The sequence below is a fragment of the Corallococcus sp. AS-1-12 genome, from assembly GCF_020036995.1.
Classification (GTDB): domain Bacteria; phylum Myxococcota; class Myxococcia; order Myxococcales; family Myxococcaceae; genus Corallococcus.
The window spans coordinates 71,937-98,033 of sequence record NZ_JAIQDD010000008.1 but is presented as its reverse complement, the minus strand read 5'-3'; the positions used below and the strand labels follow the sequence as shown (position 1 = coordinate 98,033).

Sequence of the window (26,097 nt, the reverse complement as noted above, 5' to 3'; positions counted from 1 at the left end):
GCGGGGACAGGAGCCGGAAAAGGGGCAGCGCGCCGGACATCCCTGGGGGAACGCCCGGCGCGCGCACACGCGGATACTTCGACTCCTAGGTCGGCCCACCCCCCCGGAAGGGCACGGAACGCCATGGTGCCGTCGGCCGAAAGTCATTTCTATTGAGGAAATCACGCGAGTCGTAAACGACTCGGGGGGCGGGAACTCACTTCCCACCTGGACAGGCGGAAGAAGCACTGATTCCACTCCCGACCTCACAAGTCTTCCAATTGGCCCCAGCCGCTATAGTAAGTAAATCGTGATTGATTTGATTTCCGAGGACCAACGCCTCTTGCAGGAGCTGGAGGGCCTGCTGGAGGGGTTGGAGCCCGGCTCCGAGGCCCTGCCGACGGTCCTCGCCGCGCTCCGAGGCGCCCTGCGCGCGGAGCGGACGGCGGCCTACGGCGTGGACGTGGGCCCGGACCGCTATCACACGGCGTTCGTGCACGGCGTGGGGTTCCCGCAGCCGCCCTCGGTCCTCACCGAGGCCTTTGACGCGGCGTTGCCGCCGGCGGGGAGCCGCTTCGGCTATTTCGATCCCGCGCGTCCGCCGCTGGCCCAGCGCAACCGGGCGATGCGCTTCTCGCCCCTGGGGATGCCGGAGCCGCTGCGGGCCCTGCCCATCACCGGCGAGGGCGAGGGCCCCCTGTGGGAGCGGCTGGGGCTGAGCGAGGCCGAGTGGGAGCACGCGCGGACGCAGTTGGCCGGGCATGCCGCCCAGCTCTACCGGCAGTTGGGCCTGGAGCACCTGGCGCAGTTACGGGTGCTGGTGTGTGAAGGCGACATGCTGCTGGGGTGGGTGGGCGCCTTCCGGACAGAGCCCTTCACGGAGCGGGAGCAGCGGCTGCTCCAGGCGCTGACGCCCGCCATCCAGCGGCGGATGGCCATGGACCGGCGGCTGCGCGAGGCGGGCCTGCTGGGGCCGGCCCTGGGCGCGGCGCTGGAGGTGCTGGGGCGGCCCGCGTGGGTCGTCACGTTCAGCGGCCGGGTGATGCACGCGAACAAGGCGGGGCAGGCGCGCTGGGAGCAGGACTCGCAGGCGCTGGCGGCGCAGGTGCGCGAGTGTCTGCGGAGCCCGCCGGGCACGGGGCCGTTGTTCTCCTCCGGGCCGCTGCGCACGCAGGGGCTGCCGGACCACTACCTGGTGCTGGACCCCGGACCGCCGATGGAGCCGACGTCGCGCCTGCCGGTGCTGACCCAGCGCTGGGGGCTCACCGCGCGCGAGGCGCAGGTGCTGGAGCACGTGGTGCAGGGAGAGACGAACAAGGCCATCGCCCTGCACCTGGGCTGCGCCGAGCGCACGGTGGAGGTGCACGTCACGCACCTGCTGAACAAGGCGCAGGTGGAGAGCCGCTCCGCGCTCATCTCGCGCTTCTTCCAGTCCTGATGCGCCGGTGGGCACGGCCCGGCGCATGACTAGGATGGAGGGATGGATGACGCGCTCTTGAGGAAGGCGCTGGCCCGCGCCGACGCGGCGGTGGCGAAGGGGCCACACGCGCTGGCGGCGGATGGCCAGCGCCGCACGCTGCACGTGGCGATGGGGGACCCGCAGGCGGACTTCGAGCGGGTGCTGTCCATCCTCTCCCTGCATGGGCTGCTGGACGCGGAGGGAGGACTGCGGCCGGACGTGTGCCTGGTGTGCGTGGGCGACTTCTTCGACTGGGGTCCCGCGGCGGACCGGGAGCGCGTGGCCCGAAGCGCGCTCCGGCTGGTGGCGTGGCTCGCGTCCCATCCGGCGGACCAGGCGGTGATGCTCCTGGGCAACCACGACCTGGGGCGCGTGGGGGAGCTGGCGGACTTCACCGATGAGACGTTCCGCGCCGCGCGGGCGGAGGCGGACCGGGTCTACGCGGGGGACGACACCGACGCGGCGGCGGAGCGCGCGTTCCTCCAGCGCTGGCCCGGCCTGCCCACGGCGGAGCTGGCGGCGCGGGACTTCAGCACCTGGACCGGGGAGCAGCGCGCGTGGGTGGAGCACCTGCTGCGCGCACGGCGCTTCCGCGTGGCGCACGCGGCCGGGGACTCGCTGCTGGTGCTGCACGCGGGCGTCACGCGCGAGGACCTGGGGGTCGTGGGGCTGGAGCCGGAGCGGTGGGCGGACGCGCGCGCGGTGGCGGACGCGCTCAACGGGGTGATGGACCGGGCGGTGGCGGCGTGGAAGGGCGGGCCGCTCGTGCTGCCGGGGCTGCACCATCCGGGCAACGCGAAGGACGGCGAGGGCGTGGGCATCTTCTACCAGCGGCCCAGCCTGGCCGCGGAGGATGGGGAGCGCGTGCGGGGGACACCTCGCCGCAGGTTCGACCCCCGGAGGTTGCCGCCCGGGTTGACCCAGGTGGTGGGCCACACGCGGGACAAGCGGGTGCGGGAGCTGGTGTCCCCCGGTCCCGTGCGCGACGGAGTGCTGCGCCACCTGGTGACGGACGGGACGCGCGTGGACTACGCGCACGGCCCGCCGCCCACGACGGGCCGGGGTGAGGCGGTGATGGTGTTCACCGACGGCGCCATGCGCGAGGGCCGCGCGGAGGACTTCGAGCTGTTCGACCTGGATGCCCGCCGCGCGGTGCCGCTGGCTCCGTGATGGGTCCGCGCGAGGGCCCGTGCCTCTGTTACGGCGCCGCGCCAGGAACGGCGGCGGGCGACTTGAGGCCGGCGAGCTTCTTCTCCAGCGACTCCACCTGACGCGGGGACACCTGCGCGGCGGGCAGCGTCTTCGCGAAGGTCAGCGCCTCCTCCAGCGTCTTCACCGCGCCCGCGGTGTCCTTGCGCGCGACCTGGATGTCCGCGCGGCCGGAGAGCACGGACAGCCGCCGCGCGCCCTGCACCCGCGCCAGCGCCCGGTCGTTCGCGGCGAGCGCGTCGTCCAGCCGGCCCGACAGGCGGTACAGCGTCGCGAGCCGCGCGGGCGGGTTGTAGTCCTGGGGCAGGTCCTTCTCGCTCTGCTCCAGCGCGGGGATGGCCCGCCGCGGCTGCTCCAGCGTCATCGCCGCGAGCATGCGGTGCGAGTCGAACACGCTGCGCGCCTCCGGGTTCGGCGCCTTCGCGGCCTCGCCCTCCAGGAACGTCAGCCACTCCTGGGCCACCTGCTTCGCGCCCACGGTGTCGTGGTCCTGCTTGCGCGCCTCCACCAGCACCTCGTACAGGCCGGAGCGGTCATCCGCCTCCATGTCGATGGCAGGCGGCGCGAGCACGTCCCGCGCCTTCGCCTCCAGCGCGTGCCGCAGGTCCGCCGCCTGGGGCGTGCCCTCCGGAATGGCCAGCGCGCAGCCGAGCCCGTTGAGGACGCCGTTGGCCAGGCTGAGCGAGCGCGGCACCTTCGGCAGCTCCTCCACCGCCTTGCGCGCGCAGGGCTCGTACTGCTTCGCGCCGTACTGCGCCATCAGCAGCGACTCCAGCGCGCGGCCCCGGCGGGACCAGTCGGCCGGAGCCTCCGCGAGCGCGAGCGACAGCGCCTCGGCGGCCTCCGCGGGCTTGCGCTCCCCGTAGAGGGCATCCCCTCGGGCGAGCAGCGCCTCCGCGCCGGTGGCCCCGCCCTGATAGGCGCGCTCGCCGTCCTCGAAGAGGCGCTCCAACTGCGGCACCGTCGCGCTGCCGGCGAAGCGCAGCAGGGCCTTCTCCTCGCGCGGGTCGATGATGAAGAAGGTGGGCCAGAACTCCACCGGGTACTTCTCCTGGAACGTCGCGTTCCGGGTCAGGTCGGTGTTGAGCTCCAGCCACACGAAGCGGTCCGCGTGCTTCGCCAGCGCCTTGTCCGTGAAGACGTACGCGCGCATGGAGCGGCAGGTGTGGCACCACGGCGCCCAGGTGTCGACGAACAGGGGCACGCCCTTCGCCTTCGCGTCCGCGAGCGCGCGGGCGTAGTCGTCCGGGATGAAGGGCAGCGGGCCTTCGGCGTGGGCCTCGGCGGACGCGGGCGCGGGCGCGTTGGCGTTCATGGCCGTGCAGGCGATGGACCCCGACAGGAGCAGGCAGGCGAGGAGGGAGCGCATGCGGCGCACCCTACCGCGCCTCTCCAGGGGTGTCCCCGGTGGACAGAGCGCGCACACCGCGCTGGGCACCACGCGGCGCGCGTGCTGTCCTGCGCGCGGCCCCCTATGCCCATGAAGGACCCTCGCGCCCTGCGCACCGCCCTCGCGTCCGCCCTGGACGCCCTGCCCGCCTCCGAGCGCTTCCCCGACAGCGCTGACGCCGACGTGGCCCGCCGCCTGGCGGAGCGCCTGCGCCGCGACCTGCTGCCCCGCCTGGGCTCCGGCGCCGGGGACGCGCCGCTGCTCCTCGTGGCCATCGCCGGCCCCAACAACGTCGGGAAGTCCACGCTCTTCAACTCGCTGGCGAAGGCGTCCCTGTCCCCCGCGCGCCCCGAGGGCGGACTCACCAAGCAGTGCCTGGCCGCGGCGAACCCGGAGACGTGGACGGGCGCGCTGAAGGACGTGCTCACCCAGCGCTACGACATCATCCCGGTGGCCGACGGCACCGTGGCGCCCGTGGACGAGCCCGGGCCTCCGGGCCGTTTGTACCTGGTGCTGTCCGCCGCGGTGCCGCGCGGGCTGCTGGTGATGGACACGCCGGACTTCGACAGCGTGTACCGCGACAACCGCGAGCGGGCCGAGGCGCTGCTCGTCACGGTGGACGTGCTGGTGTTCGTGGTGAGCCGGCAGACGTACCAGAACGCGGCGCTGGTGGACTTCCTGCGCGCGGCGGTGGGCCACGGCAAGCCGTACCTGCTCATCTACAACGAGGCCACGCGCGAGGAGGTGGCGCGCGGCCACCTGGACAAGCTGGCCCAGGACGTGGGCCACCCGCCCATCGCGCGCTACCTGGCGCCGCACCAGCCGGACGTGGAGGCGGGGCTGAAGCCCCTGGCCACGGAGGCGCTGGATGGACGGCCGCCGCTCGCCGCGCTGCTGGGACAGGCGGAGCATGCGCGCGAATTGAAGGCGCGGGCGCTGGAGGCCTCGCTGTCGGATGCGCGCTCGGAGCTGGACGCGGTGGCGCGGGCGGCGACCCGCGCGGCCCGCGAGCCGGAGCGGCTGCGGCAGCGGCTGCGGCACGACCTGCGAGGCATTGGCGCGCAGGCGGCGCTGAAGGCCGTGCCCGCGGACGTACTGGTGGATGCGTTCCGCGACGAGCTGGACGCGCGCAGCACCTTCCACCGGTTCGTGCGGCTGCCGTTCCGCGGGCTGGCCACGGCGCTCACGTTCGTGAGCCGCAAGGTGCGCGAGTCCTTCACCGGGCCCCAGCCGACCGAGGCGCTGCCCACGCAGGCGGTGGATGACTCGCTGAAGGACGGGCTGCGCAGGCTGGTGGACGCCTTCGCGCCGGAGGTGGCCGCGTGGCGCGGGGACACGGAGACGCGTGAGAGGCTCGAGCAGTCCTTCGGACCCGCGATGCTCGGCCGGCTGGACGCGCCGCTGGACCTGGGCGCGCTGCACGCGCACGCGGCGGACCGGGCCACGCTGTATGACTTCTGCCGCCAGTTGGTGGGCAGCGAGCTGCAGGGCGGCATGCGCGAGGAGCTGCTCCAGGCGCTCACCACGCTGGTGTACTCGGTGCCGTCCGGCGCGGCGGCGGTGGTGACGGTGGCCACCGGCGGCCTGGGCCATGACGCGGTGGTGTGGGCGGGGACGCTCCTGTCCACCCCGCTGCTGGAGCGCTTCGTGGACCTGCTGGGAGCCCAGGTGCGCGCGACGGTGACCCGCAAGTGGGCGGACGCGCACGGGGCCACGCTGGCGCAGGCCCTGGAGACGCGCTTCTTCGCGGAGCTGTTGTCCCACCTGGACGCCCAGGCGGAGGGCTGGCTGCGCACGGCCTCCACCCTGGAGGCGGCGCGGCGGGCGGCGGAGTAGGCGGCCGGTTCCTGACAGGCTCCCGCCTCCGGGGTGGAGGCGAGACTTCGTGCCTCGCCGTCACCGATGCGTCATGCTGGGTCCGCCATGACCGGTCCGGACCCGGAGTCGGGTTCTCCTCTCATCCTGTCGTTTCGTCATCTGCTGACCGAGTCCGTCAGTGCGTTCCTCGACGAGGCGGACATGACGTGCCCACAGACGGCGGACTCGCTCAGCGAGCTGCTGGTGACGCTGTCGCGCTACCGCGAGGAGGGCGCGCTGCTGTTCCCCACCGCGTTCCTGGGTGACGACCTGGGCGCGATGATGGAGCTGCTGGGCGGGCACGACCCGATTCCCCTGGGAGTCGGGCCGCGCACGCGCTCCACCATCCAGCGGGCGCTCAAGCAGTGCGCGCCGTTGGGCCAGGGGCGCTGGTGGGCGCTGTACCTGCTGCGCGAGCCGGCGGGCCTCAGCTACGGCATCTTCCGCACGGATCCGTTCCCCCTGGCGGAGACCCCGCTGGAGCGCCTGCGGCACGCGCCGGACCGGGGCGCGCGCGTGGTGGGCGTGTTGCAGCTCGCGGACAACATCATCGAGCTGCGCGGATGCGGCGGCCTGTGCCGGCACGTGTACCTGTCCGGCGCGCGCATCGACGTGGAGCCACCCTCCGTGGTGCTGGACACCCTGGCGAGCGCGGTGACCGAGCAGGTCCTGCCCTCCAGCCGCGAGTACGCGCGGGGCTTCTTCCGCCGGGTGCTGTTCGAGGTGATGCAGTCCTCGCACGGCACGCTGGTGGCGGTGCTGCCCCGGGAGCGCGCGGGTTCGGCGCTGTTCGTGGACGGCATCCTGTTGCCCCGCCCCATGGACGTGGTGGCGCTGCTGGAGCGGCACCACGCGACGCAGGACGGCAGCGCGGCGTCGGCGGTGCGGGCGGCCGCGCAGCTCCTGCGAGGCATGATGGCCACGGACGGCATCACCGTGCTGCGCGCGGACGGGTGCATCCTCGGGTACAACGTCTTCGTGCGTCACCCGGAGACCCTGGCGCGGCAGCCGGGCTTCTTCGGCGGCGCCCGGCGGCGGACGTTCGAGGTGCTGTGCGCGGCCCTGGGCAACGAGCTCGCCGCGGCGTTCATCCGCTCGCAGGACGGTGACGTCGCGTGTCGTCGCGCGTGACGGTTTCCTGTTTTGCACGCTGTCCGGGTTGATTGCAGCGCGGAGGGACGAAGGACCCTGGAGGTCGCATTCCCCACGGGGATTTGAGACGCGGGCGGAAGGTTGAGAACGTCAACTTAATCTGTAAGGCTGCGCCCGTTTTGCGCACAGCTCCCCTTCCCCTCCGCGCGGTTGCCGCGCTGTCCCTGCTCGCCGTGTGCCTCGCGAGCGCGTCTGCCGTGGCGCAGAAGCTGCCGGATGTCGTGGTGACGGGGGCACCCGCGGCGCCGTCGCCCACTGACTCAGGCACAGGGCTGTGCATGGCGTCCAGCGTGTGGACGCGACCTGCGGCGGAGTATCCGCAAAGCCAGTCGCTCTACACGGACGTCCTGAATGCATACATGGAGGAGAACCGCGCGACGCGCATGACCTCCGTGCTGCGCTCCGCGTTCGACCTGTCGAACAATCTGAACGACGGTCGCATCCTGAGCTACGGCGACTTCGTCAACGTGGTCTCGGGCTGCGCCCAGGGTGGCTGCCCCTTCCACTACAACGATCCGAACACCCGGTTCGTCTCCCGCTTTCGCGGCTACCTGAACGTCACCCCGGCCATGGTCGGGCGGGTCCTGCACTTCGGCTTCTACGCGGACGACGCCATCAGCCTCGTGCTGTTCGACAAGGCCAGCACGCGCTACGACGTGGTCATCCGGCCGCCGGAAATCGGGGCTCCGACACGACGCACCACCAACACCGTCACCTTCACCCAGTCCGGGCTCTATCCCATTGAGCTGCTCTACGTAGAAATCGTGGAGCACGCGGCGCTTGAGTTCGCGGTCCTTGACGGAGCGTTCACGGACTTCGACCGTCCCGCGAACGTTCCTCCGGTCGTCCCGCTCAACACCTCTGGCTTCTCCCTGGTCCAGCCCGCGCAGTTGTTCCAGACGGAGACCGGCCGGCCGTCGTTCCCGGGCAACCTGGACCAGTGCGTCCAGTGCAACCGGCAGTTCGCGAACCAGCCCGGCAATGGCAGTTGCGGTCCGTCCTACTACTGCAACTCCGCCGCGCTCTGCGCGCCTTGTGACACGAACCTCCTTTGCGGCGACACGTGCTCGCCTTGCGGACCGACCGCGCCCATCTGCGCGCAGGTCAACGGCCAGTTCACCTGCGTCGCGTGCACCCAGAACAGCGACTGCGCCACCGGCCGCTGCGACACCACCAACAACGTGTGCACCGGCTGCGTCCGCGACTCCGACTGCGGCTCCGGCCAGGTCTGCGACGAGCCGAACTTCACCTGCGTCCAGTGCACCGCCGACGCGGAGTGCCCCGGCAGCCAGGTCTGCGACCTCACCGCGAACACCTGCGTCGAGTGCAACGAAGACACCCAATGCGACCGCGGCGAGTCGTGCTCCAACCACGTCTGCACGCCCTGCGACACCAACGACGCCTGCGCCGGCAACTCCTGCAACTGCTGCCCCAATGGCACCCAGTGCGCCGCGCCCACTCCCGGCGCCCCGCCCTCCTGCGTCGAGTGCACCACCGACAGCCAGTGCGCCAACGGCCAGCGCTGCGACACCCTGAACGGCGCCTGCGTGGACGCCGTCCCGGAGTGCAACACCTCCGACCGCTGCGGCCCCGGCTGCTCCAAGTGCCCCGGTGAGCGCCCCTACTGTCTCGACGGCGAGGTCTGCGTCCAGTGCCGCAACGACCTGGAATGCGGTGACGGCCAGTTCTGCCTCAGCGGTGAGTGCAGCTCCTGCACCACCGACAATCGCTGCGGCCCCCGCTGCGATTCGTGCGGCGGCGACACGCCCTTCTGCCTCTCCGACGGCACCGCGCGGAACAGCGTGTGCGTGGGCTGCGTCAACGACTCCGACTGCGGCAGCGGCACCTGCGACCCCACCACCCGCACCTGCTCCAACACCGGCGCCTGCGCCGTGACGTGCGCGGAGGGCACCGTGTGCGACGGCTCCGCGTGCGTCGAGTGCTTCGCCGATGCGCACTGCCCCTGCGGCGGCACCTGCGACGTCGCCACCAACACCTGCCTCGAAAGCTGCGCCGACAGCGGCGACTGCCTGGGCGTCGAGTTCTGCTCCGCCGAGACCCAGCAGTGCGAGCGCGGCCGCCGCAAGCCCGGCACCGAGCCCCAGGGCGGCGCCTTCTGCTGCGGCACCACCGCCGAGGACACCCCCACCGGCAGCACCGCCATGCTGGTCACCCTCGCCCTGGGCTTCCTCTTCCTGCGCTCCGCCCGCCGCGTCCGATGAAGCCCTCCCGCTCGCCGCTGCTCCCGCTGCTGCTGGCCCTCGCGCTGTCCACCGCCGCCCACGCCGCGCCGGATCCGCGCTTCAACATCCAGGTCTTCCGCCCCTCCGGCGCGCCGCAGGACCTGGTGATGGTCACCCAGTCCCGGCCCCTGTCCCACCTGTCCGTCTCCGCCGGGCCCTACTTCAGCTACTCCCTCAACCCGCTCTCGCTCGTCCCCAGGGACGGGGACCTGGGCTCCATCAGCCTCGTGGGCAACCGGCTCCAACTGGACGTCATGGCCACGGTGGGCCTCTTCGACTGGTTCGAGGTCGGGGTGGACATGCCGCTCGTGCTCCTGCAGGGCGGCCAGAACCTGGAGGTCATCGGCACCGAAGGGCCCGTGGAGAGCTTCGCCCTGGGCGACCTGCGCCTCATGGGCAAGGTGGCCATCCCCGGCTTCCGCCGCTCCGCGGAGGGCCACGGCTGGGGCGCGGCGCTCACGCTCAACGTCAGCTTCCCCACCGGCGTGCAGGAGGCCTTCGCGGGCGACGGCGAGCTCACCTGGGCGCCGGGCCTGGTGCTCGACTACCGCTTCGAGTCCGGCATCCTGCTCGCCTTCAACGGCGGCTTCTGGAAGCGGCCGGACGTCATCTTCAGCGGCGTGCAGTTGGGGGACATGGCCCCGTTCGGCCTGGGCACGGAGGTGCCCCTGTTGCGCGGCAGCGGCATCACCGCGCTCGGCATGGTGAACGGCGCGTTCGGCCTCAAGAAGGCCCCCGGCCAGGAGCGGCAGATTCCCGCGGAGCTGCTCATCGGCCTGCGCTGGTACAGCTCGCTGGGCGTCACCTTCACCTTCGGCGGCGGCCTGGGTTGCGGCTGCTCGCTGGCGTCGCCGAACCTGAGCTTCTTCACGTCCATCCTCTGGGTGCCCGCCAAGACGCGCGAGTGGGAGGCCATCGAGCGCTTCAAGGAGCCGCCCGCGCCGCCCCCGCCGCCCGTGGACCCGGACTTCGACGGCGTCATCGGTGAGCGCGACCGCTGCCCCGACCTGGCGGGCCCGGTGGAGAACAGCGGCTGCCCGGACACCGACGCGGACTCCGACGGCGTGGTGGACCGCATCGACAAGTGCCCGGACGTGCCGCAGGGCAAGCGCGGGCGCGACGGCTGCCCGCTCGCGCGCACGTCGGGGAACAAGATCGTCATCCTGGAGCAGGTGAACTTCGCCACCGACCAGGACGTCATCCTCTCCGAGTCCTACCCGGTGCTGGAGGAGGTCGCGCGGGTGATGGAGGAGAACCCGAAGATGGACCGCATCCTCATCGAGGGTCACACCGACTCGCGCGCCAGCGACCAGTACAACCTGGACCTGTCCAAGCGCCGCGCCGCCAGCGTGAAGCGATTCCTCATCGAGAGCGGCGTCGCCGCGGAGCGCGTGTGCTCGCAGGGCTTCGGGCGCGGCATGCCCGTGGCCGACAACGCCACGGAGGAGGGCATGGCCCTCAACCGCCGCGTGGAGTTCACCATCCAGCCGCCGAGCGACGGGCCCCGCCCGCCCTGCCCGGATGACGTGGAGGCCGCGTCCAAGAAGAAGGGGGGCAAGCGCCCCGCGCCGAAGTCCCCGGCGCCGCCCAGGAAGAAGCCGTAGGGGGCGGCGCTACTCGACGATGAAGTCCGCGGCCGTGCGGCGGCGGCCGGCCACCACCGACACCACCGCGCGGCCCTTGCCCACGGCCGTCACGCGGCCCTCGGGCGACACCGTCACCACGGCGCTGTTGGAGCTGAACCACTCCAGCGGCACCTTCTCCAGCGCCACGCCGTTGCGGTTGTACGCGCGCGCCTGGACCATCACCGACTGGCCCTTCTTCTTGAAGGTGTACGAGGTGAGGTTCAGCCCCAGGCGCGCGAAGTCCGGCGGCACCACCTGCACGGCGATGGCGCGGTGCAGGTGCCCCAGCGTCGCGGAGACGGTGGCCACGCCGGCCGACGCGGCGATGAGCTCGCCGTTCTCCACGCGCGCCACGGCCTCGTTGCTGGAGCGGAAGTCGGGCGCCGCGTCGGGGATGACGTGGCCCGCTTCATTGCGCGCCACCACGCGCAGCTTGATGGTGCGCCCCACCTCCACGAAGTCCGCGCCCGGCGCGCGCACGTCCAGGGACGCGAGGATGGTCAGCTCCAGCGGCAGCGCCGCCTTCGCCCGTCCGCCCTGCACGCCGATGATTGTTTTTCCGGACTTGCGCGCCACCACCGTGCCGTCCTCCAGCACGGAGGCCACCTCCGGCGCGGAGCTGGTCCAGCGCAGGCGCGTGTCCATCATCTTGCGCCCGTCCGCGTCCAACACCGTGTAGCTGAGCGGCAGGTTCTGCCCCTGCGTGCGCAGGTAGCGCAGCTCCGGCTGCTCCAGGGTGATGGTCGTGGGCGTCGGTCCACACGCGCCGAGCACCCCCAGCGCGAGGAAACCCAACAGGGAAAAGGAGACGGGACGTGAGGTCTTCACGAAGGCAGGCACGGGGCAGGTGGGGAATGGCCGAGTCTACCGGTGCATCACCCGGCGGGCGTGAAAACCGTGAGCGCCCGCGACGAAGTCCGCCCGCCCGCACGCCTGCTGACGACTACTGCCCACTTCCCCGGCGCGGGGCCCGGGCCTCCATCGCCCCCAGCACCTGCGCGGCCAGGGCCTCCCCCTCCCGCCAGCCCGCCACCCGGGCGCGCTCCCTCGCCTGCTCCAGCCGCTCGCGCGCCTCCGGCGCCCGGCCTCCCGCCACCAGCAGGCGCCCGGCGTTGTAGTGGATGCGCGCCACCTCCTGGGCGTCCCCGCCCTGCTCGGCCAGGGTGAGCGCGCGCTCCAGGTCCGACAGCGCCTGGGCCGGCTCGCCCGCGAGGACCCGCAGGCCCGCGAGCTGCGACAGCGCTCGCGCCTGGCCCACCGCGCTGCCCACCGACCGCGCCTGCTCCGCCGCGCGCGTGAAGGCCACCCGCGCCCGGTCCAACTGCCCCAGCCGCTGCTGCAGCCGGCCCAGGAGCAGGTAGTGCTCCCAGAAGAAGTCCGCGAGCTGCGGGGTCCGGCTCCCCATGCGCTGGAAGGCCCGCGCCAGCAGCTCCACCGCGGCCGTCGTCTCGCCCCGGGCCTCGCGCACGCGCGCGAGCTCGCCCAGCACCAGGGCCTCGGCCTCCGGCTCCGCGCCCGCCGGGCCCTGCGCCATGGTGAGGCGCACCTCCGCGTCGTCCACGCGCCCCAGCTTCAGCTCCGCGACGGCCAGGCGCCGCGCGGCCTCCGCCCACCGGCCGGGCGTCTGCATCACCGGCACGCGGTCCAGCCACGGCGTCACCAGCCCGTCCACGGCGGCGGGGTCCACCTGCGTGAGGCACCCCGCCGCGCGCGCGAGCACGTCCAACTGCCAGCGCACCACCGCCGCCGTGGCGCCGGGCGCCCGGCCCAGGGCCCAGCGGTAGAACTCCACCGCCGAGCGCCACTCGCCTCGCGCCGCGAACCAGTCCCCCGCCCGCTCGCACGCGGCCGGCGCGCCGGCGGCGTCCGCGCCCAGCAGGTGGTCCGCCACGCGCACCTCGCGGGCCGGCTCCTGCGCGAACGCCTCGTCCTCCAGCGTCTCCGCCAGCGACTGGTGCGCGCCGCGCAACTGCGAGGGCGACAGGCGCTCGCGCAGCACCTGCCGCGCCTCCTCGCTCATGAAGCGGAAGATGCCGGGCTGCCCGGGCACGGGCACCACCCACTCCGCGTCCTCCAGCACCCCGGCGCCCTCCGAGGCCGTCAACGACGCGCGCACCAGCTCCGCGCGGAAGAGCGAGCCCTCCACCGCGGCCCGCTGGAGGAAGCGCAGCGACGCGGCGGGCAGCAGCTCCAGCCGCGCGCCCAGGGCCTGCCCCAGGCCTTGCGGCAGCGCCGCGGGGGACAGCGGGCCGTTGGCCTGGAAGCCGCCCTCCGTGCGCTGCAACACCCCCACCGACACCAGCAGCCGCACCAGCGCCAGCGCATGCGCGGGATTGCCGCGCACCCGGTCCGCCACCGCCCGCTCCAACGGCGGCGACAGGGCCATGCCCAGGCTCGCGGTGAGCAGCGCGTTCAGCTCCGACGGCGACAGCCCCTCCAGCACCGTCACGGGCAGGGACGCCAGGGCCGTGGGCACCGCGTCCACGTCCCCCGTGGCCACCAGCGACACGCGGTCCTTCGCCGCGAGCAGCCCCGCGAGCAGCTCCAGCGACGGGCCGTCCACGCGGTGCACGTCGTCCACCAGCAGCAGCAGGCCGGACGGCTTCGCCACGCGCTGGATGGCGTCCACCACCGCGCCGTCGCCCGCCGGCAGGTGCCCCCCGCCCGGCGGCGCGCCCCGCGCGAGCCTCCGCCAGAGCGCGGCGGCCTCCGTTTCGGAGAAGCCCAGGCCCGACAGCGGCGGCGGCGCGTCCGTCCCCGTGGCGGCCCGCGACAGCGCGGCGAACACCGTGCGCCACAGCCCCAGCGCTCCCGCGGAGCGGGGGTCTCCGCCCCACGCGTACACCACGCGCGGCGAGGCGCCCGTGGACAGCTCCGCCACCGCCTCCAGGAAGCGGCTGCGTCCCACGCCCGAGGGCCCCACGAAGAGCCGCGCGCCGCCTTCGCCCCGGCACGCTGACTCCACCACCAGCGCCGCCTGGGTCAGCGCCTCGTCGCGCCCCACCAGCGCGTCCACGCGGGTCGCGGGCGCGCCGGACTCCACCCGCCACGCCGTGCCGCCGGGCAGCTCGCGCGCCATGCCGATGCGCACCCCGCCCGCCTCCACCAGCAGCGCCTTCACCGACGCGCCCACGAGCAGCTCGCCGGGCACCGCCGCGTCCGCCAGCGCCCGCGCCCGCTCCAACCCCAGGCCGGACAGCCGGGCCGCCCCGGCCTCCGCGCTGGTGCGCACCACGCCGGACTCCAGGCCCCGCCGCAGGCTCGCCCCGGCGCTGCTCCCCAGCTCCTCCGCGCACCTGAGCGCCCGCGTCGCGTCCTCGGCGTGCGCCTGCGGCAGACCGAAAGGCAGACACCAGTGCGTGTCCGACAGCGCCACCGCCTCCACGTGGTGGCGCGCCGAGGCCTGCACCACCGCCTCGCGCAGCCGGGCCGCGTGGGCCGGCTCTCCCGCGACCACCAGCAGCGTGAGCCGGCTCATCCGCGCCTGCGCGTCCATCGCGCGGATCTTCACCGTGGGGCCCGGGGCCTCGTCTCCCAGGGCCGGGGGCCCGTCGTCGTCCGCGTCGGTGGCGGACGGCGGCCCGGCCAGCGCGGAGGCCAGCGGCGCGGGCACCTCCATCGTCGGGTCCGTGGGCGGCTCGTGCACGGCGCCGTCGCCTCGGCGCGCGGGGGCCTTCGCCGTCGGCGCGTCGGGGAGGTCCTCGTCGCCCAGGTGCACGGGCGGCTCGCGCAGCGCGGGCATCAGCGGGAGCCGGGGCGCGGCGCCTCCGGAGGCGGGCGTCCGCGCCAGCTTCGGCGCGTCATCTCCGGACACGGGCGTGAGCAGCTTCGGCGCGGCGTCGCCGGACGGGGGCGTGAGCGAGTTTCCGCACGCGGGGCAGAAGCGGCTGGTCGCGGGGGTGGACTGGCCACAGCGCGGGCACGACACGTTGGAGGGCTCGCGGACCTGGGGCAGCCCGGGCTCGCCGCTGCCCGCGTCGCGCAGCCGCGCCAGCACCACGTCGCCCACCAGCCGCGTCACCACCGCGGGGACGCTCTCCTCCGGGGCCTCCGGCGTCTCATCCAGGTAGGACTGGAGCGCGCGGGCCACGTCCGCGCAGCGGGCGAAGCGCTGACCGGGCGCGCGGTGGAGCATGCGCAGGATGATCTGCTCCAGGAGCGGCGACAGCCCCTCCACGAACTGCGAGGGCCGGGGCACCGCCGCCAGCGCGATGCGCCGCATGGCCTCCGCGGGGTTGTCCGTGTCGATGAACGGCCGGCGCGTGCACAGCTCCCACAGCACCACGCCCAGCGCGAACTGGTCGCTGGTGCCGGAGACGGGCTCGTTGCGCACCTGCTCCGGCGACATGTAGCGCAGCTTGCCCTTGAGCACGCCCGTGCGCGTGCGGCTGGCGCGGATGGTCGCCTTGGCCACGCCGAAGTCCACCACCTTCGTCAGGCCGTCCAGGCGCACCATGATGTTCTGCGGGCTGATGTCCCGGTGCACCAGCTCCAGCGACTGGCCCTGGCTGTCACGCGCGTGGTGCGCGTGGTCCAACCCCAGCGCCGCGTCGCGGATCATCTGCGCGCAGACGCGGTGGGGCAGCGGCGTGCCGGCCCGCTGCGCCGCCTTCGCCAGACGGCCCAGGTTCTCGCCCTCGATGTACTCCATGGCGATGTAGAACGTGCCCTGCCACGCGCCGACCTCGTACAGCGAGACGACGTTCGGGTGGTTCAGGTGCGCCGCGACCCGGGCCTCGTCGAGGAACATCTCCACCGAGCCGTCGTGCTCCAGCAGGTCCGGCAGCAGGCTCTTGAGGATGACGGGGCGCTCGAAGCCGCTCACGCCCACCTGACGTGCCAGGAAGATTTCCCCCATGCCCCCCACGGCCACGCGGCGTAGCACCGCATACCTGCCGAAGATGAGGGAAGACGGGGAAGCACCGGACACCATCGCCCTTGAACCGTACCCAGCGATTGCCATCCCCCGCCAGTCCCCGGCCCCTCGCTTTCGCACGGGGAGCCATTAGCCGCTCCGCCTCCGTGTGGGGTCCTGGCGTACCGCGCGCGAGTCACGTCGACCCGGCCCTGTTTCAGACGTACCAGGTCAGCCGTCCCGCCTGCTCGGACGACCCGGGCGCGAGGGTCAGCGGCGACACATATAGCCCGCGCCGCTCCCGCGTCCACCAGGCCCCGGTGCGCTGGCGCTCCGCCCGGGAGGTCATCCGGTAGTCGTGGAGCACCGCCCGCACGAGCCGGGGCGGATGCTCCGGGAAGGGATTGGACGCGAACAGGCGCAGCACCTCCGGCGAGCCCTCCAGCAGCCGCTCCATCAAGGCCAGGAACCACGACGGCGGCGACCCCAGCGCGGCGAACCACATCTGCCAGTCCAGCCGGGGCTGGTGCGGGGCCACCTGGCGCGGTGGCCGGTCCACGCCCGACGTCTTGTAGCGGAACGGGTACTCCACCCAGTGCACGCCGTCGTTCGAGCCCTCCACGGTGATCTCCGGCCGGTCCACCGTCATCACCGCGAACAGGCCATAGGAGTTCACCGAGTGCAGCGGCGTCAGCCGGTCCTCCAGCCAGTCCACCGCCCGCACCAGGCGCTCCGGGCCGCGCGGCCACCACCCCATCCGGCGAAGCTGCTCCATGGTGCCCAGCGTGAGCAGCGGCACCGCCGCGGCCACGGACAGCACGGTGCCCGGCACCGAGGGCCACCGCGCGGGACCGGCGTCGCGCCACAGCCGCTCCGGCAGCACGCGCCGCAGGGCCGCGTCGTCCAGCAGCCACAGCCCCAGGACCAGCGACTGGACGTTGAAGAAGCCGTAGTTGCCCGTGGCCATGATGGCCGCCTGCAACGCGGAGAAGGCACCGAAGGCGGCCTGCCGCACGCGCCGGGGGCCGAAGGCCAGGAAGGGCACCACCGTCTCCGACGCCAGCACCGCCGCCGTGCCCGCGTGGCGCACCCGGCGCGGCAACTGGTGCGCGGCCCAGCCGCCGCGCGTGGGCAGGGGCGCGGTCTCGAAGTACACGTCGCACGCGCTCAGCTCGCGCCACGTCCGGTCGCCCGAGTGGAACTTGCTGATGCCCGACCCGAAGTAGAGCCGGAACACGAGCGCGCGGAAGAGGAACACCTCCAGCGCGGACACGTCCCGCTTCCCCAGCCCGGGCCTCACGCCGGCCGGCGCGGTGAGCGCGCCCAAGAGCCCCATCTCCAGGAGCAGCACGTCCCACTGGAACGACAGGAACTCGCGCCCCAGCGACACATAGGACAGGTACAGCGCCCACAGCGCGGCGGCGCTCGGGCGCGGCGCCACGTTGAGGAGCAGCGCCACCGACAGGGCCTGCCCCACGCGGCAGCCGCGCACCAGCGCCGCGTCCGACGCGTCCTTCCAGAACACGGAGGGGCGGCGCCAGCGGCCCTGCTCGGCCTGGCGCTCGGACTGCGCCACGTCGCGGATGGGACGGATGCCCTTCTCCCCGTAGAGCCCCAGCACCTGCCTGCCCAGCGACGTGAAGGCGACGAGGAACGTGCCACCCAACAGCCGCATGAAGGCCCAGCGCACCAGGCGGTGCTCCGCGGGCTCCGTCACGCGGCTGAACAACCACGTGTCCCAGCGCGACGCGCTCCGGCGGTGGTGCGCGATGACCGAGTACACCGCGCCCGCCACCTGCCGGACGCCGGGCGTGAGCCCCAGCCGCGCGGCGAGGCGCGTGCTCCAGCGGGGCGACCAGGCGAGCATGCGGAAGACGGCCTCCGCGCCGGACGAGCGGCGCCCCGACGGCTCCACCAACTGCATCGCCCGGCGCATGTCCTGCTTCGGGATGCCCAGCAGCTTGAGCAGCCACCCGCTCCCCCGCGCGAAGCGCACCCGGCCGCCGGTGTCCTGGCGCCAGCGCGCCACCCAGCGCTTGCAGAAGCCGCAGTCCCCATCGAACACCACCAGCGGTCGCATCTCGCGGCTCATCGCGCGCATCGGGTCGCTCCTTCGTCCAATGACAAAAGTGCGCGCGGCGGGCGGGATGCGAAGGGGCCAGGAGGGCTCGCTGGAGGGGCAGACGGGCGGCGGAGCGCGCCCCCCTGTCATCCGGGGACAGGTGCCTAGCTTTGTCCGCATGAGCGAGCCCAAGGCCCAGGCGAAGAAGACGGATGAGATCGTCCCCGGCGTGCACCACTGGACCGTCTCCGACGACCGGCTCGGCGGCATCCGCAGCGACGCCTACGCGGTGGTGGACGACGACGGCACCGTCACCCTCATCGACCCGCTGCCCATCGACGAGCAGGCCCTGCGCAAGCTGGGCGACATCGACGCCATCGTGCTCACCGCGGGCAACCACCAGCGCTCCGCGTGGCGCCTGCGCAAGGCGTTCGGCGTGCCCGTCTGGGCGCCCGAGGGCGCGCAGGGCCTGGAGGAGAAGCCGGACTTCGAATACGTGAACGGCACCACGCTGCCGGGCGGCCTCAACACCTTCCAGACGCCGGGGCCCACGGAGGCCATGTACACGCTGTGGCTCCAGAAGAGCCCGCACGCCGTGGTGTTCATCTCCGACCTGCTGTCACACGAGGGCCGGCGCACGCCCACCTTCGTCCCCGGCGAGTACCAGGACGAGCCGCTGCGCACGCGCACCAGCATCCAGCGCATCCTGGACCACCTGCCCATCCAGACCGTCTGCTTCGCGCACGGCGCGCCCATCCTCAAGGACGGCGCCAGCGCCCTGCGCAAGGCCCTGGAGCAGGACGACGAGTTCCCGCACGCCCCCGCGCCCTGAGGGCCCTCAGCCCGGAGGCACCTCGCGCACCAGCACGTGGCCGTCGTCCTGGCCGGGCGGCACCAGCTCCAGCCGGGCCCCGGCCTCCGCGCGGTCCAGCAGCGTGCCCAGCGACAGCAGGTCGGTGACGGGGATGCGCACGGCGGGCAGGGCCGCGTCCCCCCGGAGCATCGCCCGGGCCACGCGGGCCTCGTCGGAGAGGTCCGTCTCGTAGACGAAGGTGCGCTCGTCGTACTCGTGTCCGCCGGGGACGCGCCCGACCAGCCGCATGGGCCCCAGCCGCGAGTGCACGCGCACGGCGGGGTTGTCCCACTGGGTGACGCCGCGCAGCCGCTTCGCGCGCACCATGCCCAGCGTGAGCAGCTTCACCCACGCGGACGCGCTGCGCCCCGGCAGGAAGCTGAACAGCGACACGCCCACGAACAGCCCCGGCGTCAGCGACGGCGCCACGTAGCAGGCCGCGCCAATGGCCGGCTCCTCGTCCGCCAGCAGCAGCCGCTCCCGCGCGGGCGCCTTGAGCAGCCGCGCCGGACAGCGCAGCAGCCCGATGGCGCCGGGCAGCAGGTACAGGTCCGACAGCACCCAACGCGGCACCCCGATGCCGCCGAACGCCAACTGGTTGAGCGTGAGGTACTGCCGCGCGAGCTCCGCGTTGTGCTCCGCCAGCAGGTGCTTCACCGGGATGCCGTACGGCGACAGGTCCAGCGACGGGACATGCACGCCGGAGCCCAGCGCCTGCAACGACAGCTCCGGGGCCGCGGCGAAGAACGCCTGGGCCAGCGACGCGAGTTCACCCGCCATCGGCTTCCAGGTCCTTCGCCACGACGTCCAGCCGGTACTCCGGCGGGAGCGTGACGCGCGAGGCGTCCACCGACGCGCGCGACACCAGACAACGCGACGAGCCGCCGCCCTTCTCCGTCAGCTCCGGCATGGGCATGGACACCACGCGCATGCCCAGGCGCTCGTAGGTCTCCGCGATGTGCGCGGGCATCACCGTGGGCGCGAGCAGGTCCCTGCCCAGCGGCAGCCCGTTCGTCGCGTAGCGGCGGATGTCCGCCTCCGTCACGCGCACCAGCCGGTCCGCGCCGAAGCGCTGCTCCAGGAGCGCCACCGACTCCGGCGCCATCACGTCCGGGCACACGACCAGCCGGTCCACCGCCGGCAGGGGGAGCACCGCCATGTTCCCGTGGAAGGCGGGCTCGCGCACCTGCACGCGCAGCACCTCGCCGGGGAAGGACCGCTGCGCCGCCTCCAGCCCGTCGAGCGTCGTGCGCCCGCCCCAGAACAGCAGCGTCACGCCGTCGAACGTGGCCACGTCGCCATGCGCCTCCCAGATGCCCACGCCGGGGTCCACGACCTCCAGGCCCAGGCGCTTCGCCAGCGGCGCCCAGTGGTCCCGCTCCGCGAAGCGATGCGCGCTCATCATCCGGGGCAGGAGGAACAGCGGGGCCTGGCCCTCGCGCGCCACCACCTGGCCGCACTCGGCCGCGTAGGGCATGCCCGTCAGCGCGTCCGACGGCGAGGGCAGCGCCACCACCGTGCCGCCCCGGGATTCAATGTGCCGGGCGAGCGTCAGCCACTCCCGCCGCGCGCCGCGCGCATCCGCCGGAGCGGCCTCACGGCTGCGGAAGTTCGAACGGCCTCGCAACGCCCAGCCCCGGCCCGGGGGCGACATCAGGAAGAGGTCCATCATCCCTCGCTTCTAGCCACCGGCTCCAAGCCTCACAACGCGTCTGTCTCCAGGCTTGAGAAAACAGTCTGGCAAAATGCAACGCCTGCCCGTCCCCTCTCACTTTCCCCCCGGAAGGGGGTTGCCCCACCGCCCCGCGCGCATGGCATCCTCGCCATTTTTGAGCACAAACGGGGCTGGGGATTCATGCACTTCGAGTTGGCCTTCGTGCTGCTCTTCTCCATCGCGACGGCGGTGGCGATCGCGGCGCGCTACTTCAAGTTTCCGTACACGGTGGCGTTGGTGCTGGCGGGCCTGGGCCTGGGCATCGTGCAGGCCTTTGAACCGCCGCACCTGACGAAGGAGCTGCTGTTCGCGGTCATCCTGCCGGGGCTGCTGTTCGAGGCGGCGTTCCACGTGGACTTCCGCAAGTTCATGAAGAACAAGCTGGCCATCACCTCGCTGGCGATTCCGGGCCTGGTGGCGTCCATGGCGCTCACGGCGCTGTTCTTGTCCCCGGCCATGAGCGGGCTGAACGCGCTGGAGGGCTTCGGCCTCATCCACGCGATGGTGTTCGCGTCGCTCATCGTGTCCACGGACCCCATCGCGGTGGTGGGCCTGTTCAAGGCGCTGGGCGCGCCCAAGCGGCTGGCCATCCTGGTGGAGGGCGAGAGCCTGCTCAACGACGGCACCTCCGTGGTGCTCTTCACCCTGGTGGTGGGCGTGGCCGGTGGCCAGGCGTTCACCGCGGGCGGCGCGGTGATGGACTTCATCAAGGTGGCGGGCATGGGCGCCGTCATCGGCGCGGCGGTGGGCTTCGTGGTGGGCAAGGTCATCCTGCGCGTGGAGAACGCCATGGTGGAGATCACCTGCACGGTCATCGCCGCGTACGGGTCCTTCGTGGTGGCGGAGCACTTCCACTACTCGGGCGTCATCGCGGTGGTGGTGGCCGGCATGGTGTGCGGCAACTGGGCGGCCCAGGAGGGCATGGGCCCCACGGTGCGCATCGCGGTGGAGAGCTTCTGGGAGTACCTGGCGTTCGCGCTCAACTCGGTGGTGTTCCTGCTCATCGGCCTGGAGGTGCAGCTATCGTCGCTGCTCGACTCGTGGCTGCCCATCCTGCTGGCGTACGGGGCGGTGCTGCTGGGCCGCGCGGTGGTCGTCTACGGCGTGTCCGGCCTGTTGCGCTTCACGTCGGAGAAGCTGCCCTGGAAGTGGAGCGCGGTGCTCACCTGGAGCGGCCTGCGCGGCGCGGTGTCCATGGTGCTGGTGCTGGGCCTCCCGAACGACTTCGCCCACCGCGAGCTGCTGGTGAACATGACGTTCGGCGTGGTGGTGCTGTCCATCATCGTCCAGGGGCTCACCATGGCGCCCATGCTCAAGGCGCTGGGCATCACCGGCATCAAGGACGTCTATCAGGAGCAGTACGAGCTGGCCCGCGGCAGGCTGGGCGCCATCCACGCGGCGCTCGCGTCGCTGGAGGCCATGCGGCGCGGCCGCGAGATCCCGGTGGACACGCTGGAGCCCCTGGAGCGCGACTACCAGCAGAAGGCGCAGGCGGTGGAGCAGGAGCTCATCGCGCTCAAGCAGCAGTCCAACCGCTTCCACGACGAGGAGAAGCAGGAGGCCATCCGCCGCGTCCTCGTCGTGGAGAAGGACGCCCTCTTCAGCGCCTACCAGCAGGGCACGCTCAACAAGGAGGTCTTCGAGCACCTCACCGCGGAGCTGGACGAGCGCATCGCCCAGGCGAAGGACGCGGAGTCCCACGTCCCGGAGGAGGAGACCGGCACGCCTCCGCCGCGGGCCCTGGCCTCCTGAGCGTCCCCGGGGGGCGGCGGCGTCAGCTCGCGCCGCCCTCCACCCGCGACTGGAGCACCGCGCCCAGCACGTCCGCGGTGTCCTCGCGCAGCCGCGACAGGTGCGTGTAGAGCAGGTCCTCCACGTGGGCCACCGCCTCCTTCGGCGCGCCCGACTCGCGCAGCCCCGCCAGCACCGTGTACGCGGCCACCGCCAGCGGCCCCACGTAGCCGCGCGACTCCTCCCAGAACTCCTCGAAGCACGGCACCGCCTCGCCCGCCACCACGCGCCCGAGCCGCCCCAGGCACGCCGCCCAGTAGGCGCGGTGCGCGTCCCGGGCCGCGTCGTCCGCGAACGGGCCCTGGCGAAGCTGGAGCCGCGTGCCGTCTCCGGCCGGATGGAAGGTCAGCTCCGCCCGGGTGCGCCCCGGCGGCACCGGCCCGCCGCCCTCCCAGTCCATCTCCAGCGCCAGGAACCGCCCCGGCTCCACCTGCACGATGCAGCCCACCTGCGAGAACACCCGGCCCGCCGAGTCCCGCAGGCCCACCCGGTAGGGCTGGCCCAGCGCGCCGGGGTCCGGCGCGTGCGTGCGGTAGCAGCCCGGCGGCGCGCCGAACCAGCGGCGGATGAGCGCGGGCTCCGAGAAGGCGGGGAACACGGCGTCCGGCGGCGCGGGCAGCGTCCACTCCAGCGTCAGGTCGCTCACGCCCGCACCCCCGAGCGCGTGCGCAGCTCGAAGCGGGGCACGTTGGCCAGTTGCTCCTCCGGCGCGCGGTACTGCTCCACCACCAGGCTGATCCGCGACTCCCGCATCGACTCCGCGCCGGAGGTGATGGCCTCCACCTCGTGCAGCAGGTCGCCCCGGAACATCACCAGCGCGTTCTCTTGCGGCGCGAGCTCCGCCACCCTTCCGCCCCGGTGGTAGAGCCGCAGCGCCCCGCCCCGGAGTTCCTTCGGAACCTGGACATACAGCACGCTCACCGCCACCGGACAGCCGATGCTGGGGCCGTAGAACTCGAGGCTCCGGTCGATGTGCGCCGCGACGTTCCGGCCCTTGCCCACCAGCAGCGGGTTGAGCAGGAAGGCGTTGCACTCCGGCAGGAGCGTCCGGGCCAGGTACGGCGCGAACGCCGGGAAGCGCTCGTGGACCTCCGGCAGCGCGTCCCGGCGGAACGTCAGCGAGAAGCCGTACGTGCCGGAGAACTGCCCCGACAGGTTCGACTCCCCCAGCAGCGACGAGCCCAGGATGGCCGAGCGGATGGAGGCCATCGTCTCCTCGGGGAGGACGTCCGGAGTGCGGTGGAAGAAGGTGTCGAGCCGGAAGGCTCCACCCCACGGTGGCTGGAAGCGCATGGCCCCGGAGTCTACCCACCCACGCCGCGCCGCCCCATCCCCCGCCGTCACTCGGGGCCGGGCCCTTTCACGGCGTCTGGCAACACGACGCGTCAATCCCTGACAACACAGCGCGTTACGCTTTGCATCATTTTCGCTTATTTATCAGTTATCACGTCTAAGTCGAATTCTCCGGACTCCCACCTTGCGGCTCCCAGGGCGTTCAGACTTTCTTCGGACAAGCTACGAAGTCCCCTTCGCAGCGCACGCCGTCCCACGCCCCATCCACCCCCACACCGGAGTTCGCAACCATGAGCCGAAGCAGACTCACGGGAATCGCGCTCGCATTCCTGGCCGTCAGTTGTCTGGCGGTGCCATCCGCAGAAGCCGCCACGTATGGCGTCACGCCATCGGGCTCCTCCGCCGTCTTCTACGTCGACACGACGGACTGGGCGGACATCCACTACGTGCTCAACGGCGGCGGACAGCAGAACATCCGCATGACGGTGACGGGAGGCCGCAACCAGTACACCGTCACCGGCCTGAGCACCGGCAACACCATCGACTATTTCTTCACGTACTGGGACGTGTCCTGTGCCTGCGCGCGGGACACGGCCTGGACGCGCTACACGCACACCGGCACGGGCGGCACGGACGCGGGCACGGGCACCGACGCGGGCACGGGCACCGACGCGGGCACCGGCGTGGACGCCGGCCCTCCGCCCAACGGCGACGCGGGCCCGGTGGTGCCGCTGTTCACCAGCAGCACGGCGCTGGAGGCGGCCACGGTGGAGAACACCTCCACGGCCCTCATCACCCGCGTGGGCGACCGCGTCCGCGACCGCCACATGCGCGAGGACCAGTACCAGGCCTACGACCACTACCTGAAGCTGTACTTCGAGAAGCGCACCCACTGGATTGAGATCGTGGACGAGGTCGCCAAGGGCGGCAGCGTCATCACGGTGAACCTGTACACGATTTATCCGTATGACTCGCCGGACTTCCGCGCGTTCTTCCGCGGCATCAACACGGTGGCCGAGTACTGGCACAACGCGGACTTCACCAAGGTCAACGACTACAAGTACACGGCGTCGGTGAACTTCAACGCCAAGGAGGGCCGCGCCATCCGCAACGGCGACCGGATGGAGCTGGAGGTGGGCGTGTTCCTCCAGCAGCCGGTGGAGGGCCGCTTCAACTACTACTCCACGGGCATGCTCTACATCGTGGGCCAGGGCGGCCTGGTGCCCTTCGAGGGCCAGGGCAGCCTGCGCGACTCCTTCCCGCTGCCGGAGAAGGCCTGGTCGGGCGGCCGCGGCACGCTGCACACGCCGTTCTCCAACGAGCCGGACAACCGCTTCCTGCAGATGCCCACGAACCTGGCGCCGGTGAACGCGCAGCCCTTCGTGGAGGGCCGCCGGCTGCACCACACGAACTTCCGCGACGGCAGCCACTCCGAGCCGGACAACCCCGTCTTCAGCGCGCAGGCGAACAAGCTGGGCAACAACTACGTCAACGTGTCCTGCGTCTCCTGCCACAAGCAGAACGGCCGCGGCCTGCCGCCCTCCACCACGAACACCACGCTGGACAACTACGTGGTGAAGGTGGGCAAGGTGAACAACGGCGTGGTGTCCGTGGATCCGGCGCTGGGCTTCCGCCTCCAGCCGCGCGCGGTGAGCGGCACGCCGGAGGCGGACGTGCGCATCTCCAGTTGGACGACGACGGCGAGCGGCACGCTGAACGGCGGCGCGACGTACAGCCTGCGCAAGCCCAACTACAGCTTCCTCAACGTGACGCCGACGAACTTCTCCGCGCGCATCACGCCGCAGTTGATTGGCATGGGCCTGCTGGAGGCGGTGCCGGAGTCGCAGATCGCGGGCCTGGCGGACCCCAACGACGCGAACGGCGACGGCATCTCCGGCCGCATGCAGACGGTGAAGGACCCGGAGACGGGCGTCACCCGCATGGGCCGCTTCGGCTGGAAGGCGGCGGCGGCGCGCGTGAAGCACCAGGTGGCCGAGGCGCTCAACAGCGACATGGGCGTGACGTCCAACGTGTTCAAGACGCAGGACTGCGGCACGTCGCAGCAGGGCTGCACGGGCACCAGCGCGGAGCTGTCCGACGCCGACCTGGACAAGCTCACCCGCTACATCGCGCTCCTGGGCGTCCCCGCGCGCCGCGACCACTCGGACGCGACGGCGCTCCAGGGTGAGACGGTGTTCACCAACGCGGGCTGCGCGAAGTGCCACGCGCCCACGCTGACCACCAGCCCGTACGCGGCGATGACCGAGTTCCGCGGCCAGACCCTCCGGCCGTACACGGACCTGCTGCTGCACGACATGGGCGCGGGCCTGGCGGACAACCTGCCGGAAGGTCAGGCCTCCGGCGCCGAGTGGCGCACGCCGCCGCTGTGGGGCATTGGCCTGACGGCGGGCGTGTCCGGCGGTGAGGCGTACCTGCACGACGGCCGCGCGCGCAACGTCACCGAGGCCATCCTCTGGCACGGCGGCGAGGGCGAGGCCGCCAGGCAGGCCTTCGTGAACCTCAGCGCCTCCGACCGCAACGCGCTCCTGAAGTTCGTCAACTCGCTGTAAGGCGTCAGAGCCGGCTTCAATCACGGACGCCGGGCGGGAGGGGCC

The 26,097-nt window shown here is 72.7% G+C and carries 17 protein-coding genes; 9 read left to right on the top strand and 8 right to left on the bottom strand.

What is annotated here, in order from left to right; all coding sequences use genetic code 11:
- The first annotated feature begins 289 nt into the window (after positions 1–289).
- Complete coding sequence (locus tag K8556_RS15635; protein WP_223740876.1) at positions 290–1,417, top strand: LuxR family transcriptional regulator; 1,128 nt, start codon at positions 290–292, stop codon at positions 1,415–1,417.
- Between the two features lie 42 nt (positions 1,418–1,459).
- Entirely contained in the window at positions 1,460–2,608 is a 1,149-nt protein-coding gene (locus tag K8556_RS15630; RefSeq protein ID WP_223740875.1) for a metallophosphoesterase, read from the top strand.
- Positions 2,609–2,636: 28 nt separating this feature from the next.
- Here K8556_RS15630 and K8556_RS15625 read toward each other — a convergent pair whose 3' ends face one another.
- Complete coding sequence (locus tag K8556_RS15625; RefSeq protein WP_223740874.1) at positions 2,637–4,016, bottom strand: thioredoxin family protein; 1,380 nt, start codon at positions 4,014–4,016, stop codon at positions 2,637–2,639.
- A 111-nt stretch (positions 4,017–4,127) separates the two neighbouring features.
- On the opposite strand from K8556_RS15625, the gene K8556_RS15620 reads away from it, so the two are divergent.
- The 4 genes from K8556_RS15620 (at position 4,128) to traB (ending at position 10,893) form a co-directional block, all read left to right on the top strand.
- On the top strand, positions 4,128–5,873 hold the full coding sequence (locus tag K8556_RS15620) for a GTPase (protein ID WP_223740873.1): 1,746 nt from the start codon (positions 4,128–4,130) through the stop codon (positions 5,871–5,873).
- 87 nt (positions 5,874–5,960) lie between these two features.
- Positions 5,961–7,025 (top strand): hypothetical protein, encoded by a 1,065-nt coding sequence (locus tag K8556_RS15615; protein ID WP_370639930.1) that lies wholly within the window; start codon positions 5,961–5,963, stop codon positions 7,023–7,025.
- 185 nt (positions 7,026–7,210) lie between these two features.
- The gene (gene traA / locus K8556_RS15610) at positions 7,211–9,268 is read left to right on the top strand and encodes an outer membrane exchange protein TraA (RefSeq protein ID WP_223741081.1); all 2,058 of its coding nucleotides are present in this window, start codon (positions 7,211–7,213) and stop codon (positions 9,266–9,268) included.
- A complete protein-coding gene (traB, locus tag K8556_RS15605; protein ID WP_223740871.1) occupies positions 9,265–10,893 on the top strand; it encodes an outer membrane exchange protein TraB in 1,629 nt (542 codons plus the stop codon). The genes traA and traB overlap by 4 nt, the downstream gene beginning before the upstream one ends.
- A gap of 9 nt (positions 10,894–10,902) precedes the next feature.
- On the opposite strand, the gene K8556_RS15600 is transcribed toward traB, so the two are convergent.
- The 3 genes from K8556_RS15600 to K8556_RS15590 all read right to left on the bottom strand — a co-directional run bounded on the left by K8556_RS15600 (position 10,903) and on the right by K8556_RS15590 (position 17,870).
- Positions 10,903–11,742 (bottom strand): Ig-like domain-containing protein, encoded by an 840-nt coding sequence (locus tag K8556_RS15600; protein WP_223740870.1) that lies wholly within the window; start codon positions 11,740–11,742, stop codon positions 10,903–10,905.
- Positions 11,743–11,857: 115 nt separating this feature from the next.
- A complete protein-coding gene (locus K8556_RS15595) occupies positions 11,858–15,847 on the bottom strand; it encodes a protein kinase (RefSeq protein WP_223741080.1) in 3,990 nt (1,329 codons plus the stop codon).
- Positions 15,848–15,986: 139 nt separating this feature from the next.
- Complete coding sequence (locus tag K8556_RS15590; protein WP_223740869.1) at positions 15,987–17,870, bottom strand: lipase maturation factor family protein; 1,884 nt, start codon at positions 17,868–17,870, stop codon at positions 15,987–15,989.
- A 139-nt stretch (positions 17,871–18,009) separates the two neighbouring features.
- Here K8556_RS15590 and K8556_RS15585 point away from each other — a divergent pair, with 139 nt between their 5' ends.
- Complete coding sequence (locus K8556_RS15585) at positions 18,010–18,663, top strand: MBL fold metallo-hydrolase (protein WP_223740868.1); 654 nt, start codon at positions 18,010–18,012, stop codon at positions 18,661–18,663.
- Positions 18,664–18,669: 6 nt separating this feature from the next.
- On the opposite strand, the gene K8556_RS15580 is transcribed toward K8556_RS15585, so the two are convergent.
- Positions 18,670–19,464 (bottom strand): hypothetical protein, encoded by a 795-nt coding sequence (locus tag K8556_RS15580; protein WP_223740867.1) that lies wholly within the window; start codon positions 19,462–19,464, stop codon positions 18,670–18,672.
- Positions 19,454–20,356 carry a dimethylarginine dimethylaminohydrolase family protein gene (locus K8556_RS15575; protein ID WP_223740866.1) on the bottom strand — a complete coding sequence of 301 codons (903 nt, stop codon included), beginning with the start codon at positions 20,354–20,356 and terminating at the stop codon, positions 19,454–19,456. The genes K8556_RS15580 and K8556_RS15575 overlap by 11 nt, the downstream gene beginning before the upstream one ends.
- A 183-nt stretch (positions 20,357–20,539) precedes the next feature.
- Between K8556_RS15575 and K8556_RS15570 the strand changes: the two genes are divergently transcribed.
- Complete coding sequence (locus tag K8556_RS15570) at positions 20,540–22,150, top strand: sodium:proton antiporter (protein WP_223740865.1); 1,611 nt, start codon at positions 20,540–20,542, stop codon at positions 22,148–22,150.
- A gap of 22 nt (positions 22,151–22,172) precedes the next feature.
- Here K8556_RS15570 and K8556_RS15565 read toward each other — a convergent pair whose 3' ends face one another.
- Together K8556_RS15565 and K8556_RS15560 are read right to left on the bottom strand one after the other, a co-directional pair.
- A complete protein-coding gene (locus tag K8556_RS15565) occupies positions 22,173–22,835 on the bottom strand; it encodes an SRPBCC domain-containing protein (RefSeq protein WP_223740864.1) in 663 nt (220 codons plus the stop codon).
- On the bottom strand, positions 22,832–23,482 hold the full coding sequence (locus K8556_RS15560; protein ID WP_223740863.1) for a 2OG-Fe(II) oxygenase: 651 nt from the start codon (positions 23,480–23,482) through the stop codon (positions 22,832–22,834). Before K8556_RS15560 ends, K8556_RS15565 begins: the two co-directional genes overlap by 4 nt.
- Before the next feature lie 290 nt (positions 23,483–23,772).
- On the opposite strand from K8556_RS15560, the gene K8556_RS15555 reads away from it, so the two are divergent.
- Complete coding sequence (locus K8556_RS15555) at positions 23,773–26,052, top strand: di-heme oxidoredictase family protein (RefSeq protein ID WP_223740862.1); 2,280 nt, start codon at positions 23,773–23,775, stop codon at positions 26,050–26,052.
- The last annotated feature ends 45 nt before the right edge of the window (positions 26,053–26,097 follow it).

Coding starts and splice junctions, on each gene's coding strand:
- K8556_RS15570 (WP_223740865.1), top strand. CDS start 20,540: ATGCACTTCGAGTTGGCCTTCGTGCTGCTCTTCTCCATCGCGACGGCG.
- K8556_RS15615 (WP_370639930.1), top strand. CDS start 5,961: ATGACCGGTCCGGACCCGGAGTCGGGTTCTCCTCTCATCCTGTCGTTT.
- K8556_RS15585 (WP_223740868.1), top strand. CDS start 18,010: ATGAGCGAGCCCAAGGCCCAGGCGAAGAAGACGGATGAGATCGTCCCC.
- K8556_RS15555 (WP_223740862.1), top strand. CDS start 23,773: ATGAGCCGAAGCAGACTCACGGGAATCGCGCTCGCATTCCTGGCCGTC.
- K8556_RS15580 (WP_223740867.1), bottom strand. CDS start 19,464: ATGGCGGGTGAACTCGCGTCGCTGGCCCAGGCGTTCTTCGCCGCGGCC.
- K8556_RS15590 (WP_223740869.1), bottom strand. CDS start 17,870: ATGCGCGCGATGAGCCGCGAGATGCGACCGCTGGTGGTGTTCGATGGG.
- K8556_RS15630 (WP_223740875.1), top strand. CDS start 1,460: ATGGATGACGCGCTCTTGAGGAAGGCGCTGGCCCGCGCCGACGCGGCG.
- traB (WP_223740871.1), top strand. CDS start 9,265: ATGAAGCCCTCCCGCTCGCCGCTGCTCCCGCTGCTGCTGGCCCTCGCG.
- K8556_RS15560 (WP_223740863.1), bottom strand. CDS start 23,482: ATGCGCTTCCAGCCACCGTGGGGTGGAGCCTTCCGGCTCGACACCTTC.
- K8556_RS15595 (WP_223741080.1), bottom strand. CDS start 15,847: ATGGTGTCCGGTGCTTCCCCGTCTTCCCTCATCTTCGGCAGGTATGCG.
- K8556_RS15620 (WP_223740873.1), top strand. CDS start 4,128: ATGAAGGACCCTCGCGCCCTGCGCACCGCCCTCGCGTCCGCCCTGGAC.
- K8556_RS15625 (WP_223740874.1), bottom strand. CDS start 4,016: ATGCGCTCCCTCCTCGCCTGCCTGCTCCTGTCGGGGTCCATCGCCTGC.
- K8556_RS15575 (WP_223740866.1), bottom strand. CDS start 20,356: ATGATGGACCTCTTCCTGATGTCGCCCCCGGGCCGGGGCTGGGCGTTG.